Below are 19139 nucleotides of genomic sequence, written 5' to 3'. Positions count from 1 at the left end.
TTCAAGGAGCTTCTTTGTAAAGCCACCCCCTAGGCCCATGGCGAAGCCATGAATCCAGTCATTATACTATTTACCTCCTTAAAACTTCTCGCCTAATCATTAGCCTAGTGTACGTCAAGATGGTAGGCCAAAGAAATCAGTTTCTTATTGCAGAACATCGGAATTGGGTAAGTCAATTTTATTCCAATGAAATGCCATCCAAGTGCTCCAGTTTGGCGATACACCCCCAATTGAATTTCTGGCGATTGTCTCCAGAGAGCATGAACGACAACCAATTGACGCCTTGGCGCAATTTCAATGTAGTTCGTTCATCTTGTACGAAGACCCTTCCTTCGGCACCCTTGTTAGGCGGAGGTCGAAAGTCCATTCCCCCATCGAACAGCGTCTCGGAGTTCAATAAAACGACCAAATGATCGGCATAGTCAAAATGGAGTTCGACCTCTTTCTCTGCATCCGATACTATTTGACTAGTGAGGACGATGGTGTTATCCATGTCATCGTAGAAACGACTGATATTTACAAGCCCATCGTTATCGGCATTGATTTCTTTGAATTTGTCCCTTAGCTTTAGCAAGGAATCCGCTTGCTGCGGAAAATTGACGGAGTCCTTGGCAAACATCTCGGAAATGTACCACTTCGTAATATAGTTTGGACCAATTTGGGCTACATCGGTATCGGAGCTTCGAGTCTGGTCACTTTTGATTTCAGCAATGGAAAAGTCACTGAAATAGACTTCACCAAAAGTACTGTACAGATTGATTCCACCCGCTCGCGTCTCGTGCTTAAGGTCGTCGACAACAAAGGTCGGCGCCTCCATATCATCTACGAAAACGGACATCTTGTTTCCCAATACCTCGGCCTTTACGTGCACCCAAGTACGGTAATCCAAAAAGGCGATGCCTTCTTCCCGTTTTTCAAAAAGCAATGCCTCGCTGCTCGCCGGGTCGTAGATATAGGCGGGACTCCCATCAGGGGTATCCACAAAAGATTCTTCTGAGAATACGACCCCTTTGTTTCCAAGGGCGGTCAAAAGGCTATCACTGGCCTTCCCGTTGACCAGTTGATCCTCGAAGGAAAGCGGTATGGTCGCCACCTCCCTTCTCGGATAGGTCGCTTTTCCTTCGTATTGGGGGTAATTGTACAACTGCCAGGGCAGGTTGCCGTGATGAATGGGAGTGTACTGTAGCGCATCCCTATTTCCGCCCAAAAACGTCCGGAGGTAAAGATATTCATAGTTCCTGGGGTCCTGTACCCTAAAGCCAACACCTGGGGTCTGGCCATTACAATGGAATTCCACTACAAAATCTTCGAAACCTGACTCCTTCAGAAAGGCCTTTTGAGCGGGCTCCAGCATTATAGCCTGCCTTCCTTGGTGGTCCACTAGTTTCAAGGAATCCCCTGAACCATCAGGGTTTTCGATCCTCCAATGATTGTCGTTAAAGGCATATTCTTGGACAGGATCGTGCGCTTTGTTCTGACGATTACAGGATACCAATGCACTCCCAATGATACCTATTAGCAAGGGATACATGTTGAATTTCATCATAGAATACTAACTTTAGGGTATGACTATTTGAAAGCCAAAATAAGATGACCGACGCGGATTTTGTCTGGGTATCCCGTTCATCTTTGTTCAAGTTCGTTCATGGTTGAAAAAGGCCCATACATGGAAAAGTTTACCGAACATATTGAATCCTGTTTTAAGCTCGTGGAGCGAAAGTTCGGCAGGGGCCCTTCGAGTGGGTGGGACACCCATGATTTTAATGATCTCGGCAGGCATATCCAAAAAGAGACGGGTACACTACTAAGCGTTTCCACGCTAAAAAGGCTTAGTGGAAAGGTCAGTTATGCCTCTCAGCCCAACAAAGCCACTTTGAATGCCTTGGCGGAATATATCGGTTATCCCAACTGGGGTTCCTTTACCCATAAAGAGACCCGACAGGTCTTGAAAAGAGGTGATCGGGTCAAGACGAGAATACCGAGAAATTATGCCATTCCACTTTTGTTGCTCGTACTAGCGTTCTTATCGGCCGCGTATCTATCTATCCATCTTGGCGAGACCACCTATGATGCTGACAGTTTTGTCTTCAATGGTGCATCGGTTTCCACCGGGCTTCCCAACTCGGTCGTTTTTAATTACGATGCCACCGCTGCGGACGAGCAGTCAAAAATCGAGATACAACAAGACTGGGATGAAAGCAAGAGGGTAATCGTCAACAAAAACGATAGTGTATCCACTAGTATCTATTATTGGCCTGGATTGTTCAAATCAAAATTGGTCGTGGACGGAACTATCGTGAAGGAAAAGGACATCCTCATTCCGACCCAGGATTGGGTCGGGGTCATCGAAACGGATTCCATTCCTATTTATTTGGATAAGGAAGACTACCTAGCTGAAAATAGGCTGTCGATAAAAGCTGGTTCTTTGGAAAAATACGGCGTTGACCCAAGGGCGGCCCGAACTCCTGTCGGTTTCTATCAGATAAAGGATTTTGGGGAGCTCTACACTTCCAATTTTGAAATGTCGGCTTTGGTGCGAAATGATTTTAGGTCCGGGAAAAGTATCTGCCAATCAGCACAGTTGGTCATCGTCCATGAGGATGGCCCCATTAGTATCATACTTACCGACAAAGGATGTATCTCCGATATCATGCTCTACGCATTTGGCAAAACGATTGATGGTAAAAAGACGGATCTTTCAGGCTTTGGTGTGGATTTCCAGGACTTTGTGGAGTTGAAATGCGTGTCAAAGAAGGGGCAACTCGAGATTTTGCTTGACAACCAACCCGTATTTTCTTTTGATATTCCCGACGAACCCAAAAAAATTCTTGGTTGTAGCATTCATTTTGAGGGAGCTGGAACGGTCCAAAATTTGGAGTTCAAAAATGAGGATGGAAGGGTTTATTCCTACGGTTCTTAAACCTTTCAAATCACGATCCATTTACTAAACGGCAAAAAAGATCTGAATAACCCGAAGGTCGCAAGTTTAATGACCCCATTTGCCATGAATCCAGCTAGCCTACAAATAAGCGAAAACAAGACCTTTAGCTACAATTAACCCCCCATTAACATGCCGTTCGAAACCGCTTACCTACTTTTAAGTTTATAAACCGCAACCCTGAACTTTAAATGACTTCGAAAATAACCGCTGTCCTTTCCTTTTTAGTTTTCCTATCCATTCCTTTTGTTGTGAATGCCCAAGAAGTAACCGAAGCCCACAAAGATTCCTTAAATGGCGTAGTACAACAATATTATGAGTTGAACGTCAAAGTGTTCCAAGCCGATTCAACGGTAGAAGACATTGATAACATCTTTGCGCTCTTTACGGCGGATTTCACCTATGTCCACCCAAAATATGGTGGAACGTACACCCGTCAAGATCTCTATGAAGGCTATATCCGGAATCAAAAAAACGGGGGGTACGACGGCACCGTTGCCGATATCGAAATCGTGAACAAGATCATCGGATTGAATGCCGTCGTAACCCAAAAAAAATTCATTGAAAAAAAGAATGGGAAGCTTGAAAAAGGAAAAGCGCAAATGACGCTTTTCGAATTTCGAAATGGCAAAATATCCCGGATCTTTGAATATTGGTAACAAAAACCGCGACTATAACTAGCCGTAACCCATGCCAAGACCGTAGTGATTTCTTATGAAAAACCTTTTAATAATTGGAATAACGCTTCTCCAGGCAATCGGATTTTCACAATCTGAAAGCACAGGGATTGAAATATATCTAGTGAACAAAAGCCATCCTGATTTGTATAATGAACAAATCGGAGAATTGGACTGTTATTATTGCTTTGAACCTGCAAAATCCGACCTTTTTGACAAACCCCTCATTGAAAAAAATGACATTGAGAAATTTGATTGGAATGAGCAAAAAATCATCCTATCTAAAAGGGGCACGGAAAAATTGAATGAATTACATATTCCCCTTCGAGGGTTGGCCGTAGCATTGGTTCTAAACAATGAACCCATTTACGGATTTTGGTTTTGGACACTTGAATCGTCCTTTGGTTGTGATTACGTGTACACCTATCCAAAAAAGAATTTTAAAATCAAATACGGTTTGCCAAAAAATTTCGCCCGTGGAAATGACCCGAGATTTGACAAAAGAATCGCAACGTATTTGAGCAAAAATAACTGAACTCAGTACTTTCCATTCAATAATAGTCACCACCGACCCTTCCCATTTTAACGCAACCTTTGAATAGGTTTAACGTTTCTTTCGAAATCCTCCATTCAAAAAAAGGCCATCTTTAGGGAAACGAAACACTACCCCTTGACCGACACTAACCGCCAAAACAAGCAGGCCTTATGGGTTTTTCGCATGGGCTTTGTATGGCTGTTCCTCTTTATGGGCAGCCCCCGGATCGCGGCCACGGAAACTTCTGAGGCCCCAAATTTTCAAACTCAAGAACATACCATCAGTGGGTACGTCACTGAAAAAGGAAGCGGCGAACTGCTCTTAGGGGTCTCCTTATACGTTCCCGAACTGCGCCTGGGTACGGTCAGCAATGATTATGGGTTTTACTCCCTCACCCTACCGGAAGGCAAACACACCTTGATCGTTTCCTATATCGGTTATGCCGCCCAACAATATACCCTTGAACTTACTGAGGACACCGTCTTGGATTTCACCCTTGATTCCAGTACCGAACAATTGGACGAAGTCGTGGTCACGGCCGACCCCCAACTTCAAGAAAGCAAGGTCACGCAGATGAGCACTCTTAAATTGGAACCCAAGACCGTAGAAGACGTACCTGCTTTGCTCGGCGAAAAAGATGTCTTAAAAACCCTACAGTTGTTACCCGGTATCAGCGGGGGCTCGGATGGTAGTGCCGGATTTTTCGTGCGTGGGGGCACCCCCGACCAAAACCTCATCATCCTTGATGATGCCGTGGTCTATAACAGCAACCACTTGTTCGGTTTCCTGTCCGTGTTCAATGGCGATGCCATCAAATCGGTCGAGGCCTTCAAAGGAGGGTTCCCGGCCCGGTTCGGAGGGCGACTCTCATCCGTCATTAAAATCGACATGAAGGATGGCAACAAGGAACAGCTCACAGGCAAGTTCAATGTAGGCCTGGTCTCCTCATCCTTACTTTTGGAAGGCCCCATCAACAAGGGGAAGACCTCCTTTATTTTTAGCGGCAGGCGCACCTATGCCGATGTGTTGGCCAAACCTTTCTTGCCCAGCGGCCTTAATGCCGGCTATTACTTTGCCGATTTCAATTTCAAGGTGCACCATATTTTCGATGCGGACAACAAACTATATTGGAGCAATTATTTTGGGGAGGATAAGTTTTTCAGTGATGAACGCGAGTCGAATGGCGATCGGTTCAAAGCCCGATTGGGCTGGGGCAACATCACCTCCTCGCTCCGTTGGAACCATCGGTTCAGCAACAAGTTCTTTTCCAATACCTCCTTGATCTACAGCAATTACCGCTTTCGGATCCGGCAAGAGGAACAGATCGATGGCATCAACAATATTTTTCGCACCAGTTCGGGCATCAACGACTATACCCTGAAAACCGATTTCAACTACTACCCCAACCCGAACCATAGTGTGCGTTTCGGACTCTTGGGAACCGTCCATAATTTCACCCCGCAACGCCTGTTCATTAGGGACACCTTTTTGGAGGACCAAGATACCGAGCAAGAGCTGAATTCTTTTGAAGGCGCCGCCTTTGTCGAAGACGATTGGAAGATCACCGACCGCATGAACCTTTCGGCCGGACTGCGGTTCAGCTATTTCAAACAGAACGTAACCAGCTATCAAAATCTGGAACCACGTCTGGGGCTGGCCTACCGCATTAATCCGACCCTTGCTTTGAAAGGGTCCTATGCGAATATGAACCAATACGTGCATCTGTTATCGAGTTCGGGTATCGGCTTACCTACGGACCTTTGGGTTTCGACCACCGATAACGTACGCCCACAAAGAGCGGAGCAGTTCGCTTTGGGCCTCGCCAAGGATTTTGCCGACGATGCCTATTCGCTTAGCTTGGAGGGCTACTACAAAACCATGGACGACATCATCGAATACCAAGAAGGGGCTTCCTTTTTGGTGCTTGACGATCTTGATACCGCCAGCGAGGTCGATTGGGAAGACAATATAACGGCCGGCAAAGGCTGGGCCTACGGCGCCGAATTGCTGCTTCGGAAAAAGAAAGGACCGTTTACGGGCTGGTTGGGGTATACCTTGGCCTGGTCGCAACGGCAATTCGACGACCTGAACCAGGGCAGGCGGTTCAACGCCCGATATGACCGTCGGCATGATATTTCTTTGGTGGGGATATACAAACCTTCGGATCGGATTACCTTTTCGGCCAATTGGGTGTATTCGTCTGGGGTGAATTATACCTTACCCGATATCGCCCGTTTGAACCCTAATAGCGGTTTGCCCATCAGCAACCGATTCGATCGCTTCGGCAACGGTTTTTTCGGAAGCGTTGAAACTGGGGAATTCACCAACCAACGCAACAACTTCCAAGGAGAGGCCAACCACCGCTTGGATTTGGGCATCCAATTCCATAAAAAAAGGGAAAAGAGCTTACGCACCTGGGGGATTTCCATCTACAATGCCTACGCCCGCAAGAACCCCTTCTTTTATTACACCGATCAGACCTCGGTCGATACCGATGGCGATCAATTCGGGGATGCCATGCGAACGGAATTGAATCGAGTGGCCTTGCTAGTCTTTGTACCCTCGATCAACTACACTTTAAAATTTTAATCGCTATGAAGAAACCGTTATTGATTTTAATGCTGTCTGCCTTGATTTTTTCATGTGACGATGTGGTCGACACCGAAATCGTATCGATCGAACAAACCATCTATATCTCTAGTTTCATATCCCCTGAAATCGATAGCCTGCGCGTCAACATTTCACGAACGTTACCCGCACTCGGTTTGGAAATCAACACCGTCAACCCAGAGCAAGATTTGGGGCGTTTCCTAATCGAAGATGCCGAGGTGCGCATTTCAAACAGTACGGGGTCAAGTGTCCAGTTGCCGTATAACGCGGCCCAATTCCAATATGCTGAAAGTACGGATCAATTGCGCATCGTTCCCGGGGAAACCTATCTCCTAACCGTTGAGGCGGAAGGAAGGACCTATACAGCCAATTGTACCGTGCCTTTGGATAACATCGCTGCCATCGACCAGCAGATCCGGGTAAGTACCGATGAATTCGGTTTCAGCAGCTATGACCTGGATATTGGGTTTATCGACATCCCCGATGAAGACAATTTTTATGTGGTCGGCGCTTTTTTGGACGTGCCCAGCGAGGAAAACCTGGGGTTTGTCCGAACCATCGGTTTCGAACTGGAGGCCTTTCAGACAGACAATCTAAGGGACGGACTCGAAATCGGTGCCAATACCGAATTTTTCCCTGATGTCATTTTCAATGAAAACTATGAGCCCGAAATCGTTGAACAAGATTTGGTCATGCAAGTCATGCTCGCCGAACGCCCCCTCTTCAATTTATTGCGGGCCAATTACTTGAACGATACCAACGAGGGCGACCCTTTTCTGGAATTGAGTGTCGAGCCGAATACGATCCGTGGTGAAGGGGGCACCGGCATATTCGCCGCCTACCGCTATTTCGAAAAACGCCTACCCTTGCAAGAGGAGTTCTGAATGATTGCTGATTTTCGATTAATCTTGGTTTGATGAAGTCCAAGGGAATCCGCGAGCACCATAGTAGGGGCTACAACCCTTAAATCATGAAAGTTTAAACCTTTTATCTTCTTGGTAGTCAAAACATTAAAACACCAATGTTATGACTGCCTCAAAAACACTATCCATCGTATGCCTTACGGTACTGTTTGCCTTGCTACCGACCGAGGGTATGGCACAAAAGGAACCCATTGACTACGCCTTCGTTGTGATACAAGGCAAAGCGTTCACCAAAAAAATGCGGGTACTGGTCGACCTCGGCGGAAGTCCTGGCCAGCGCCATGAAGCGGAACGCTTGGCCGCCTTGTTCCCCGAGATTACCTCCTATGCTACGGTATTGAACGAAATGACGGCCCAAGGTTACGATTTAGAGCAGGTGCTTGGCCGTGAAATAGGGGTTGCCGTCAATGGCGGTTCTTCGGCCATCGTGCTGATCATGCGGAAGCAAGCGAACTCCAAGTAAGGGTATCATTCCATTGCTTAGGCCCTTTTTGTGTGGGAAAGGTTATTCACAAGCCCATTATTGCCCTACTTTTGAATGGAATCCTTCAGATGATCAAAGGCAATGCAAAAACCCTATTCCGTTGGCGGACTGATTTATGATGCCGCCATTTACGATGGCATGAACACCGATATGGCCGATTTGCCCTTTTACGAACGGTGGATACCCCAAGAGGAAGACGCCACCATTTTGGAACTTTGCTGCGGTACGGGAAGGTTGACCCTGCCACTCGCCCAGAAAGGCCATCAAATCGATGGGGTCGATTTCACTCCCTCGATGTTGGAACAGGCCAGAAAGAAAGCCAGCGAAGCCGATATCAACATCCGCTTTATCGAAGGGGATATCCGAACTCTTGAGTTACAAAAACAATACGATCTGGTATTCATCCCGTTCAACTCCATCCACCATATGTATACCAACACCGATCTTTTCGAGGCCTTGGCAACCGTAGCCAAGCATTTGAAACCAGGGGGGCGGTTCATCTTCGATTGTTTCAACCCTGATTTGGGCTTATTGGTGAATGGCCAAAATCAGCCATACGAAATCTCTAAGTACACGACTGACGATGGCCGTGCGGTACGGATCGAAGAACATATGATGTACGACCCGACCACCCAGGTCAATCGGATTAAATGGGAATTCTAGATCAACGACAGCTTCGATTCGACCCAGCGACTCGATATGCGCTTGTTCTTTCCCCAAGAATTGGATGCCTATTTACAATGGAATGGCTATCAAATCATCCACAAGTTCGGGGGTTTCGATGAGCAGCCTTTCGGTGCCAAATCGCAGAAACAGGTGTACGTTTGCCGAATCGCCGATTGATCCCTTAAGGCCATTGGTATGTTATTCCACGAATTGCCGAAGGTAATCGTCTGAATAATCGATTTCCAATTCCATCCAAATGGGTAGGTGATCTGACATCTCGTGAGTGGTCCAACTGCGATAACTCTGGGCAAAATCAGCATGGGGGTCTTTGCCGTGGTTTGCCCTGAATTGCGGCACGATTGCTTCATAATGGGCAATGATTTGGGCATCGGTCAGACGCTGTTTGCCGCTGTCATCCCCATTAGGGATCTCCCAGCTATCAGGCACCGGATCATTAGGATGTGGGCCGTAAACCGCATGACGCCAATCGAAGGTGCCATGGCGGAGCAATCGGGTCTTGTCACCTGATTTGCCTTCTTGGGTAAAAGCCATTTGATCGAACCATCGGTTACCGCCCATATTGGTCGGGCCAAAATCAGGAACGTTCATAGCTGAACCTTTCAATGCGGTCATCACCTCATCATCAGGAGCCTCGATATTCATATCCCCTAAGAATATATGGACCTGATCTTCACTTTTGGCCCGCTTGACCAAGATATCGGCAATGGCCTCGATTTCTTCAGCGCGAATAGCGAGGTCGTTCCCGAATATGATATGGGCCGAACAGAGCGAAAATTTGAACCAACCGGCCTGAAAGGAGGCAAAGAATGGGGTGCGGGCCACTTGATTGCCGTTGATTAATTGGGCATTGGGCAAGACGATCTCACCGATCAAGTTTCGAAAAAAGACCTTGTTCTTGTTGTACATGAAGGCCATCCGTTCCGAATTCCCGCCTTCGTGAATGGAGAGGTCCGAAACGAAAAAGTCCCAATTACGGCCTAACAAATTCCTCAAGCGACGGAGGGGTTCAAGGTCTTTCTTTACTTCTTGTATCGCACAGATATCGAAATGATCGATGATCTCGGCAATGTAATGGTAGCTTTCGTCCATTCGCGGCATGCCGCCATCGAAGGCGCGAATATTCCATGATCCGATGATTAAGGAATTGGGTAGCCGGTCTTTTTTGATGGCATGGAACAGATCATGCCTAAGGGTCAATAGTCGTGATGCGATCCACGCATCTTTTTCAGGGTACTCGGCATCATTGCCGTAGCGCTTTAGCGCGTGATAAAAAGCCATGGGTAGTTGTATTAATGGTTTTAGCGTTTACGGGGAACTAAATAGGGGAGCTCCCTAAATATACGAAAGAATTTACGTACATGAGCCTGATGTTCCCTCTGGCATCCACCCATAAAAAAAGCCCTCCATCGAGGGCCTTTTGCTGCTATTTGATTTTAGATCAATTCCTTCCGGCCATGACGCCCCCATCGATGTCCCAAATCGCCCCGGTTACCCAAGAGCTTTCATCGGTCAACAGGAAAACAATGGTTTTGGCAATGTCCTCGGGGCGCCCCACCCGACCAATTGGATGGAAATCATTGAAGCCTTGTAAGGTCTCCTCGATCTGGTCTTTTTCAATAAAAGCACCATAGATCGGTGTAACGACCACTGCCGGCGACACGGCGTTCACCCTGATATGATGTTCCGCAAGTTCCATTGCCAAATGCTGGGTCATCGCATGCAAGCCTGCCTTGGCCATGGAATAGGCCGAAGACGGGGTCGCTTTGATAGCCTGTTTGGCCCACATGGATCCGATATTCACGATGGATCCCTTTGCATGTTGCTTCATGATGTTGGCGGCGGCCTGGGTAATCAAGAAGAAAGCCTTGTTGAAATTATGGTAGATATCATAGTCGGCTTCGGTATGCTCCAAAAATGACTTCGGACTAAAATACCCAGCCGCATTAACCAAATACCTCAAATCGGGAAGTGTGGTATCCAATGAAGCTGCGAATCCTTTCACGGCTTCTAGGTCGAAAAGATCCAACCCAATGGTCCGAAGCTGACCCTTATCGGCAAGTGCTGCCGAAACCTCCGCTAAATTCGACCCGGGCCTACCGATAACGGTAACCTCAATACCTTTTTCCAATAGTATAGCTGCGGTGGCCTTTCCCATTCCGGTAGAACCACCAATAATCAATGCTTGTTCTTTCATCTTTTAATTTTAGAAGTAGCCACAAAGATCCACCCGTTTCGGTTTGCAAAATGGTACGAAAAGGACAATGAAAGGTAGCCTAGGGAAGTTGTTGTTGGAATTCTTTAGGTCGCATTCCGACCACTTTTGAGAAATACTTGCTGAAATTCGAGGGTTCCTCAAAGCCAAGGGAATACCCCACTTCCTTCACCTGTATCTGTCGATTGGCCAATAGGCGTTTGGCCTCTAAGATCTTTCGCTTCTTGATGACATTGGCCGGGGTATCGTTCCAATAGCGTTTGGAAATCCGGCTCAAGGTCTTCGTACTGGTGTTCAACCAGGCGGCATATTGCGCCAATTCAGGGAAAGTCGTGATCTTATCCTGTATCAACCGCTTGAATTTCAAAGCCATCCGATAGTCTTTGGAAGCTGCAGGTATGGCACCATATTGCACTTCCTGGGCACGCTCTAAATAGGTGATCAAGGTCCGTAATAGGTGATAACTCTGGGTCGGGTAATCGTTTTTCTTATCGGCGATTTCGTGTTCCAACAAATCCAAGATACCGCATATCCTTTCCCATTCAGGGCCGGCAATGGTTAGGTTTTCGGGTGTCAGTTCATTAAAGAGGCGATACTCGATGACATCCCTTGCCTTTGGATCAAAGCGCGCCAAGAACTGTTCGTTGAATTGAATGATACGCCCTTCATTTAACGCATCGGGGCAGAAGTAGTGGATTTGCCCGGGCAGCAACACGAAAGCGGTTTGCCGGGCATGGGATGCGACTTCATAGTCGACATAATGCCGTCCTTCGGTCGCAAAAAGTATGATTTGGTAGTAACTATGGCTATGGGCTTTCGTAGCCTTGTCGCCATGCTTTTTCAAATAAGGTGCTAAATCACGCACCGCCAATTGGAGTTTGGAAGGTTGGTGCTTATGTAAATGATACTCTTTCGGCGCCTCATCGGCCATAATAAGAATCCTTTAGGGGTTGGTCGCAAGGTAAGGATTCACATGACAGCACCCCAAGCCTATTGACCTAAAGGATTGGCTTCTGCAGCATACAATTCACGGTTATCGAAATGCACGGATACTTCTATAGGATTGCAACAAACCTCACAGTCTTCAACATAGGTCTGTCGAGGTATCGAACTATCGAACAACATCGAGATCTGTTCCCAGCAATACGGACATTGAAAAAAGTGTTCGAACATATCAAATGGTCACGTTCAGTAGTTGCCCTGTCAATTGCAGCAATTGCAACTCGGCCAATTTCGCATTGTATTTGGCTAGATTTTTACTGGTCTTGGCATTCAAAAGGTTGATTTGGGCGAGACGGAGTTCGACCGAGGTGATCTGCCCCAGTTTGTAACGTTCGTTAGATCGATTGTAGTTATCGGTAGCCGTGATGACATTCTGTTCCTGCAAATGGAACACCCGTAAGCGGTTATAGTAATTACCCCTGGCATTGGCAATGTCCCTTTTCACCTCAATGGCGATTTGGTTTTGTTGCGCATCTTGGGACTCCAACAGGATGCGGGCATTTTTCACCTGGGTGATGCCACGCCCTCCATCAAAAAGGTTCCATGTTAGGTTGACCCCTGCCGAAACCCCGGTCGAAGTACTCGATGCCAAGAAATTGGTCGCCGGGAAGTTCCCTTCGTTCCACCCGTATGAACCCGTCAACCCAATGGTGGGCAAAAAAACCGATTTGGCCGATTTCAAGGTATAATCGTTAATGGTCATATTCGATTTGGCCTGAAGCATCCGAACGTTGTTCGCCTCCCCTTGGCCCAAGTAGTCTTCCATCTGCAATTCGGATAGGAAGGTAATCATCGTATCGACGGCAAAACGCTCCTCTAACTCCCGGTTCAAAACGATGTTCAAATCGCGTTGCGTATTTCGAAAGAGCTGCCGTTCGGTCATCAGGTTGATGCTGTCGTTCACCAAATCGACCTCGGCGTTGAGGACATCAAGTTTGTTGGTCTGCCCATATTCGAAACTGTAGGTAGCCCGTTGCAAGCGGTCTTTGGTGTTGGCATAGGTCTCTTCCAACACCTGGATGTTCTCCGATATCCGGGCTGCTTCGAAATACACCGTGAACAGTTGGATAATCGTGGTTTCGATCGTTTCCCGCGCTTGTAGTTCACTGAGGTTGTATTCTTCCTTCAACCGTTTGTAGTCGTACCAACGTCCCAAACCGTCAAATAAGGTATAATTCAAATTCAACGACGCATTGTAACGTGTGGTCTCGGCCCCATCAATGGCCCTTACCGTGGCATCTTGAAAGGTCGCTTCTTGGTTGTTCTTGTCATAGCTGGCCCCGGCATTTCCGGTCAATGAAGGCAAGAAATTCGAATTCAACAAAGCTTTGTTGTTTTCGGCGATCTTGACATTGTTATTCGCGATAACGATACCGAAGTTATTCTCAAGGGTCAGTCTGACCGCTTCATCTTTGGTCAACTGCTCTTGGCCGAAAACGGTATTACAAACCAAACATATCAATAGCGATAGGAGGGATCTCAACATGTCAAACAAGTTCTTCAAATTCTTCTTCCGGTTGGTCGGCAACCGTCGTATGGCCCTGATGGCCGTTCAATTTTGGTGTCGCTGTTTCCGTAGGATGGTCTTCTTCTTCAAGCTGTTCCTTAATGGCGCGTTCGACTTCTTCCTTGCTTACCTTATTTCCGATATACAGCCATTTTGCGGACACTTTCACACTATTACTGAACGAAAGGAAAATGGGTAGCATGACCAGGGTCAGCAAAGTCGCGAACCCGATGCCATAGGCAATGGAAATGGCCATAGGCTTTAAAAACTGTGCTTGACGGCTTTTCTCCAAAAGCAAGGGTGCCAAACCGGCGATGGTCGTAATCGAGGTCAGGAAAATAGCCCTGAAGCGGGATCGCCCCGCCTCGAAGATCGCATCATCGAAAGACAGACCTTCCCTCAGGTTGTTGTTGAACTTGCCGATGAGGACCAGCCCGTCGTTGACCATGATCCCGATCAAGGCGATGATCCCCAACATGGAGAGGATGTTGATAGGAAAACCGTGGATCCAATGCCCCCATGAAACCGCTGTCAAACTAAAAGGCACCAATAACAACAATAGCAACGGTTGGCTGAAACTTCGAAATGTGAAGGCAATGGTGATGTAAATCAAAAACAACACTACCAAGCCAACGAAATTCAAGGAATCCATCAGCTTGTTGCGTTCCCTGTTCTGGCCTTCGTAGGAGGCCATGACACTAGGGTATTTCGATTGGATCTCAGGCATTACCTCCGTTCTGATCCAGGTTAAAATATCCGGGGCACTGGTATTGTCGGGATCTTTCAGATCGGCCGTTAACCGGATTTCTCGCTGGCCGTCCAAATGGTTGATGGCCACATCACCGCGTTGGATGCTGTACTCGGCGATCTCTTTCAAAGGGATCCGCGCTCCAGAAGGGGTTGCGATCCGCATTTCATCCAAATCGGTAATCGATGAACGATTCGAGCGGTCATAGCGGACCCAAACCCTGATTTCGTCTTGCCCGCGTTGGAACCGTTGTGCTTGGGTACCGAAAAAGCCGGCACGTACCTGGTTCATGACATTGCGAAGGTCCAAGCCCAGGAGGTAGGCGTTTTCCTTGAGTTCCAACTGGATTTCCTTGATACCCGCTGGATCATTATCAGCCACATCTTTTAACAGCGAATTGCCGACCATAGCCGTCTTCAATTCGGCCTTGGCCGCTTTCAACTCCTGGATGTTGTTTCCCAAAAGGGCGACCGCGACGGGGTCTCCCCCAAAATTACCCCCTGATCCATAAATCAAGCTCTCGACACCGAAAACAGGCCCAACCAATTCGCGTAACCTACTGGTCACGACATCGGACCGCACCGCATCGGGGCGTTCTTCACCTGGCAATAAGTTGATGACCAAGGTGGCCGCCGATGAACCGGGACCCACATTTTTGATCATGTTCTTGAAGAGCTGCTTATCACTTCCTTGCAAATATTGTTCGGTCAACTCTTGATTGACGATCACGGCCTTTTCTTGGATCAGGCTGATGATCGAATCGGTCACCTTTTCGTTGGTCCCATTCGGCATTAGAAGCTCGACAGCGACCCGGTCGCTCGCGATACGCGGAAAAAATGCGGTGCGAATGATCCCGCCCCCGATGGATCCAAAAGTCAAAAAGAGACCCAAAACAAAAAAGGAAAAGGTCAGCAACTTGTATTGCAAGGCGAACCGAAGCATGGGACTGTAAAGGGTATCGCGCATCCAACCCATGGCACGATCCCCCATTTTGTTGATGGATCGCAGTTTTGAAAACATTCGGGCGATCCCGGTTTTCGGACGGTCGTTCTGTTTGCGGAGGGCCTTGGAATGAGCCAAGTGTGCCGGTAAAATGATCAAAGCTTCCACCAGCGAAACTACCAGGGTCAAGATTACGATGACGGAAACCTCCCCAAAGAAATCCCCGATACGTCCATCCAGGAACAAAAAGATCGAAAACGCCAAAATCGTGGTCACGATGGCCGAAACTATCGGTGGTATCACCTCCATCGTACCGTCAATGGCCGCCTGGATCGGCTTCTTACCCTTTTCATAATGCTGGTAGATGTTTTCGGCGATCACGATCCCATCATCCACCAAAATACCGATGACGATGATCATACCGAACAACGACAATACGTTGATGGTCACATTCAGCATAGGAGCGAAAATGAACATCCCCAAAAAGGCCACCGGTAAACCGAATGCCACCCAAAAAGCCAGTCGCGTATTGAGGAACAACGACAGGAAAATGAGTACTAAGATCATCCCCATGATCGCATTCTCGGTCAACAGTTGCGTACGTTGGGTCAAGGTGGTCGAAAGGTCACTGACCACGTTCAATTGTACGTTGTTGTATTTCTGGTTGAACTCTTCGATATAGGCTTTTACATTTTCTGCGGAACCGATCAAATCTTCGGTATTCGTACTGGTCACGGTAACGCTGACCGAAAGGTCTTGATTGTAATAAGAGGCATTGGGGGTTTCGGAAAAACGATCCCGGATCTCGGCCACATCCTTCAATCGGATGGTTCGCCCTGAGGCATCGCCACGAACGATCAAATTCGAAAGTTCCTTACCATAATACGAACGGTTATTGGCCCGTATCAAATATTCTTCGGCACTGGTCTTGATATTCCCTCCGGTCACCAACAGATTGGCGTTGGCAACGGCTTGGGCCACTTCATTAAAGGAGATGTTATAGGCCAAAAGGTTGTTCTCATTGACGGCGATCTCGATTTCTTCTTCCGGATAGCCCGAAATGGCGATTTGCGAAATACCTTCGATACCCCTGAGGTCGTTTTCGACCTGTCTCCCAATTTGTTTGAGGGTCGCCAAGGAAATTTGTTCCCCACTGACCGCGAAACTTATGGTCTGTCTGACCGCTTCCAGTTTCGAGACCACCAAGGGCTCCATACCCGTTGGAAAGGTAGGTACCCGATCCACGGCGTTCTTGACCTCGAGCAACATAAAATCGATATCATAGCCTTTTTCGATCTCAACATTGATCGATCCGGAGTTCTCACGCGATGTCGACGTCACCCGATCGACCCCTTGCAAACCTTTGAGGTTGTCTTCGATCTTCAACACGATCCCTTCCTCGATTTCTTGCGGAGAGGCTCCGGGATAGGTGATATTGATCAATACGTTTTTCGATTCGGTAAGGGGAAAAAAGGAGGATTTGAGTGACAAGGCGCCAACAATCCCGAAAATGAAAAAGGAGATAATGATCACGTTGACGGCAACATGATACTTGATAAAATATGCGATTACTTTTTTCATTCCGCGGCCGTTTCTTTTTCTTCAGCTCCGTATACCTTCACCAACATACCGGCGTAGCCGCCTGCAATGGGTCTTGACACAATGGTCTCCCCATCGGGTACGTTCTTCAAGACCACTTTCTTATCGGAGAAGTAGACCGGGGTAACCTCGATGAGATCCAAAATGGAATCACGGACCACAAAGATGCGGTCGTCTTCCAACAACAACGAACGGTCGATTTCAATGGCGTTCGACTCGTTTTTCGCATTGAGGTTCGCTTCAAGGTACTGGCCTTCTTTCAAGGTGGCGCCCGAGACTTCGATAAATGCCGTAATCGTTTGGGATGCTTGATCGACACGCCCGTTGATCCGAACCACCTTACCCATAAAGTATTCGGTCTTTTCCAAATTCGAAAGACGCACTTGCTCCCCGACTTTTAAAAAGTCCGCATACGATTTACTAATGGCCACTTCAAGTTCGTAAGTTCCGGTCTCGATATATTCCCCTAATTTTTGACCGGCCCGAACCAAGGTACCCTCGGTCACCAAAGCCTCGGTCAATACTCCACTAAAAGGGGCGTAAATCGTATATTTCGAGAGCCGTTGTTCGAGGTTCTTGACGTTGTAATAACTGCTGTAAATTCCGCGGCCCGTGATGAAGTATTTCTCCTTTTCAGAGGTGGTTTCGGGCAATTCGGGTGTGGCCTTTTCCAAATCGAAACCGGCCAGATACGCCTGCCATTTCGGAAAATGTTCAGGGTAATCCAATTGGAGGTCCGGCATGATGGAGGTAATCAGATTGTAGAGGTTGCTCTTTGCCGATTGCACACTGGCAAAATATTCGGAAGCGTCGATTCGGATCAAGGTCTGACCGCTGCGATACGCTTGTCCTGTCTTGAACAATTGGCTCCCCGGCCGAAAAACCCCTTGCACCTCAGCATAGAGTTCGACCCTTTTCTTGGCCACCAAATTGCCGTTAGCGGGCACGACAATCGGTACTGCCCCGTTCGATACGGTATCGACGAAAACGGTCTTGACCACCTTTTGCGGTTTCGGCCTTCGATCTTCCTTACTATCGGCGATGGCCTGGGCCCCATAAAAGGCCAATGCGATCACCAACAGACCCAATAGCACTGAAATAATTGTCTTACGCATGCGCGGTTGATTAGTTTCTGTGCAAAGCTATTGCCTTGCGAAAGGGGTCTTGGTTAAATATTTCATAAATGTTGAGCGCTTCTGGGGAAAGTATGAAACAAAAAAAGGGGACACACCTCTGCGTCCCCGAACCAAACAAACTAAAGTATAACTAACTACTCATTATCGTCAACATCTTCAAACTTCGTATCGGCCATGCGCGTACGGGTAGGTTGAAGATTGATTTCTTTATATGGATTCAAACTGCGGTCATCGGTATCGAACACCAAAAACTGTTTGGTATCCATCAGATGCAATCCTTCGAAGGACTTGAATCGATTGTTCTGTATCTGTAAGATCTTCAGGCTGGCCAGATCACCGAATTCCTTCGGGATATCACCGCCCAGTTGGTTATTGGCCAAAACCAATTCCTTTAATTTTTTCAATTGCCCCATCTCGCTTGGAATGCTTCCCTCGAGACGGTTTTCGAACAAACCCAGTTGCTCTAGTTGGGCCAGTTTTCCGATCGATTGGGGAATCTCACCCTTAAGGTTGTTGCTCGATAGGTTCAAGACCTTTAGATTCTTGATATCACCCAAACTAGCTGGTAGGGTCCCACTCAAAAAATTATTGAACAGGGAGATTTCCTCCAGGCTTTTCATGGTGCCGATCCGGTCTGGGATTTCTCCCTTCAGCCGGTTCATTTCCAACTTCAACACCTTGAGGTTTTCCAACTGTACCAGGGTTTTTGGAAAAGTCCCTGTCAGGTTGTTGAACGCCAGGTTCAAATAAGTCAAGTGTTTGAGTTTGCCGATGCTTTCGGGCAATACCCCGTTCAGGTTATTATTGAACAGGTTGATCGAAACCACATGCTTATCGACTAGGGTAATCCCTTTCCAGTTGGATACACTGGCATTGAGATCCCAGGGATGCTGCCATTCGGACCCTTGGGTGCTTTCGAACAGCTCCACCAAGATCTTACGCTCTTTAGCGTTGATTTGGTCGTCGGCCCTAACCGCGAATACGGTACAGCAAACAAGGATTACGATTAGGTTTCTCATGGTCAGCAAATTCAAATATTAAGAATTTACTTACAAATAAATACGTATTATCCTATAACAACAAGTAAATTAGGTGAAGACAGGGGTTCTTGTTGTGAACCTTCCGATTTTTGTGGTAAA

17 protein-coding genes are annotated in these 19139 nt (G+C 47.3%); 8 read left to right on the top strand and 9 right to left on the bottom strand.

All coding sequences use genetic code 11. The features are described from left to right. Window positions 1-178: 178 nt before the first annotated feature. A complete protein-coding gene (locus ABV409_RS06725) occupies window positions 179-1546 on the bottom strand; it encodes a hypothetical protein (protein WP_353876782.1) in 1368 nt (455 codons plus the stop codon). A gap of 120 nt (window positions 1547-1666) precedes the next feature. Here ABV409_RS06725 and ABV409_RS06720 point away from each other — a divergent pair, with 120 nt between their 5' ends. The 8 genes from ABV409_RS06720 to ABV409_RS06685 all read left to right on the top strand — a co-directional run bounded on the left by ABV409_RS06720 (window position 1667) and on the right by ABV409_RS06685 (window position 9010). Further along, on the top strand, window positions 1667-2920 hold the full coding sequence (locus tag ABV409_RS06720; RefSeq protein WP_353876781.1) for a hypothetical protein: 1254 nt from the start codon (window positions 1667-1669) through the stop codon (window positions 2918-2920). A gap of 209 nt (window positions 2921-3129) precedes the next feature. Further along, on the top strand, window positions 3130-3597 hold the full coding sequence (locus ABV409_RS06715; protein WP_353876780.1) for a nuclear transport factor 2-like protein: 468 nt from the start codon (window positions 3130-3132) through the stop codon (window positions 3595-3597). Window positions 3598-3652: 55 nt separating this feature from the next. Next, complete coding sequence (locus ABV409_RS06710) at window positions 3653-4150, top strand: hypothetical protein (protein ID WP_353876779.1); 498 nt, start codon at window positions 3653-3655, stop codon at window positions 4148-4150. Between the two features lie 135 nt (window positions 4151-4285). Further along, window positions 4286-6739: a TonB-dependent receptor gene (locus tag ABV409_RS06705; protein WP_353876778.1), complete on the top strand. Its 2454-nt coding sequence runs from the start codon at window positions 4286-4288 to the stop codon at window positions 6737-6739. Window positions 6740-6744: 5 nt separating this feature from the next. Continuing rightward, entirely contained in the window at window positions 6745-7644 is a 900-nt protein-coding gene (locus ABV409_RS06700; protein ID WP_353876777.1) for a DUF4249 family protein, read from the top strand. Window positions 7645-7786: 142 nt separating this feature from the next. Further along, the gene (locus ABV409_RS06695; RefSeq protein WP_353876776.1) at window positions 7787-8146 is read left to right on the top strand and encodes a hypothetical protein; all 360 of its coding nucleotides are present in this window, start codon (window positions 7787-7789) and stop codon (window positions 8144-8146) included. A gap of 102 nt (window positions 8147-8248) precedes the next feature. Continuing rightward, entirely contained in the window at window positions 8249-8830 is a 582-nt protein-coding gene (locus tag ABV409_RS06690; RefSeq protein ID WP_353876775.1) for a class I SAM-dependent methyltransferase, read from the top strand. A 36-nt stretch (window positions 8831-8866) separates the two neighbouring features. Then, window positions 8867-9010, top strand: a complete 144-nt coding sequence (locus tag ABV409_RS06685; protein ID WP_353876774.1) for a hypothetical protein — start codon at window positions 8867-8869, stop codon at window positions 9008-9010. A gap of 21 nt (window positions 9011-9031) precedes the next feature. Here ABV409_RS06685 and ABV409_RS06680 read toward each other — a convergent pair whose 3' ends face one another. The 8 genes from ABV409_RS06680 to ABV409_RS06645 all read right to left on the bottom strand — a co-directional run bounded on the left by ABV409_RS06680 (window position 9032) and on the right by ABV409_RS06645 (window position 19019). Further along, a complete protein-coding gene (locus tag ABV409_RS06680; protein ID WP_353876773.1) occupies window positions 9032-10132 on the bottom strand; it encodes an endonuclease/exonuclease/phosphatase family protein in 1101 nt (366 codons plus the stop codon). A 160-nt stretch (window positions 10133-10292) separates the two neighbouring features. Next, the gene (locus tag ABV409_RS06675; RefSeq protein ID WP_353876772.1) at window positions 10293-11048 is read right to left on the bottom strand and encodes an SDR family NAD(P)-dependent oxidoreductase; all 756 of its coding nucleotides are present in this window, start codon (window positions 11046-11048) and stop codon (window positions 10293-10295) included. A gap of 79 nt (window positions 11049-11127) precedes the next feature. After that, entirely contained in the window at window positions 11128-11997 is an 870-nt protein-coding gene (locus ABV409_RS06670) for a helix-turn-helix domain-containing protein (protein WP_353876771.1), read from the bottom strand. Window positions 11998-12056: 59 nt separating this feature from the next. Then, window positions 12057-12239 (bottom strand): CPXCG motif-containing cysteine-rich protein, encoded by a 183-nt coding sequence (locus ABV409_RS06665; protein WP_353876770.1) that lies wholly within the window; start codon window positions 12237-12239, stop codon window positions 12057-12059. A 1-nt stretch (window position 12240) separates the two neighbouring features. Further along, window positions 12241-13554, bottom strand: coding sequence for a TolC family protein (locus tag ABV409_RS06660; RefSeq protein WP_353876769.1), 1314 nt, complete (start codon window positions 13552-13554; stop codon window positions 12241-12243). A 1-nt stretch (window position 13555) separates the two neighbouring features. After that, window positions 13556-16846, bottom strand: a complete 3291-nt coding sequence (locus ABV409_RS06655; RefSeq protein ID WP_353876768.1) for an efflux RND transporter permease subunit — start codon at window positions 16844-16846, stop codon at window positions 13556-13558. Continuing rightward, a complete protein-coding gene (locus ABV409_RS06650; protein ID WP_353876767.1) occupies window positions 16843-17979 on the bottom strand; it encodes an efflux RND transporter periplasmic adaptor subunit in 1137 nt (378 codons plus the stop codon). Before ABV409_RS06650 ends, ABV409_RS06655 begins: the two co-directional genes overlap by 4 nt. A 155-nt stretch (window positions 17980-18134) precedes the next feature. After that, window positions 18135-19019: a leucine-rich repeat domain-containing protein gene (locus tag ABV409_RS06645; protein ID WP_353876766.1), complete on the bottom strand. Its 885-nt coding sequence runs from the start codon at window positions 19017-19019 to the stop codon at window positions 18135-18137. Window positions 19020-19139: the final 120 nt, after the last annotated feature.

The organism is Flagellimonas algarum, from assembly GCF_040513375.1.
In the GTDB taxonomy this organism is placed as follows: Bacteria; Bacteroidota; Bacteroidia; order Flavobacteriales; family Flavobacteriaceae; genus Flagellimonas_B; species Flagellimonas_B algarum.
This window is presented reverse-complemented; position numbering and strand designations above follow the sequence as displayed.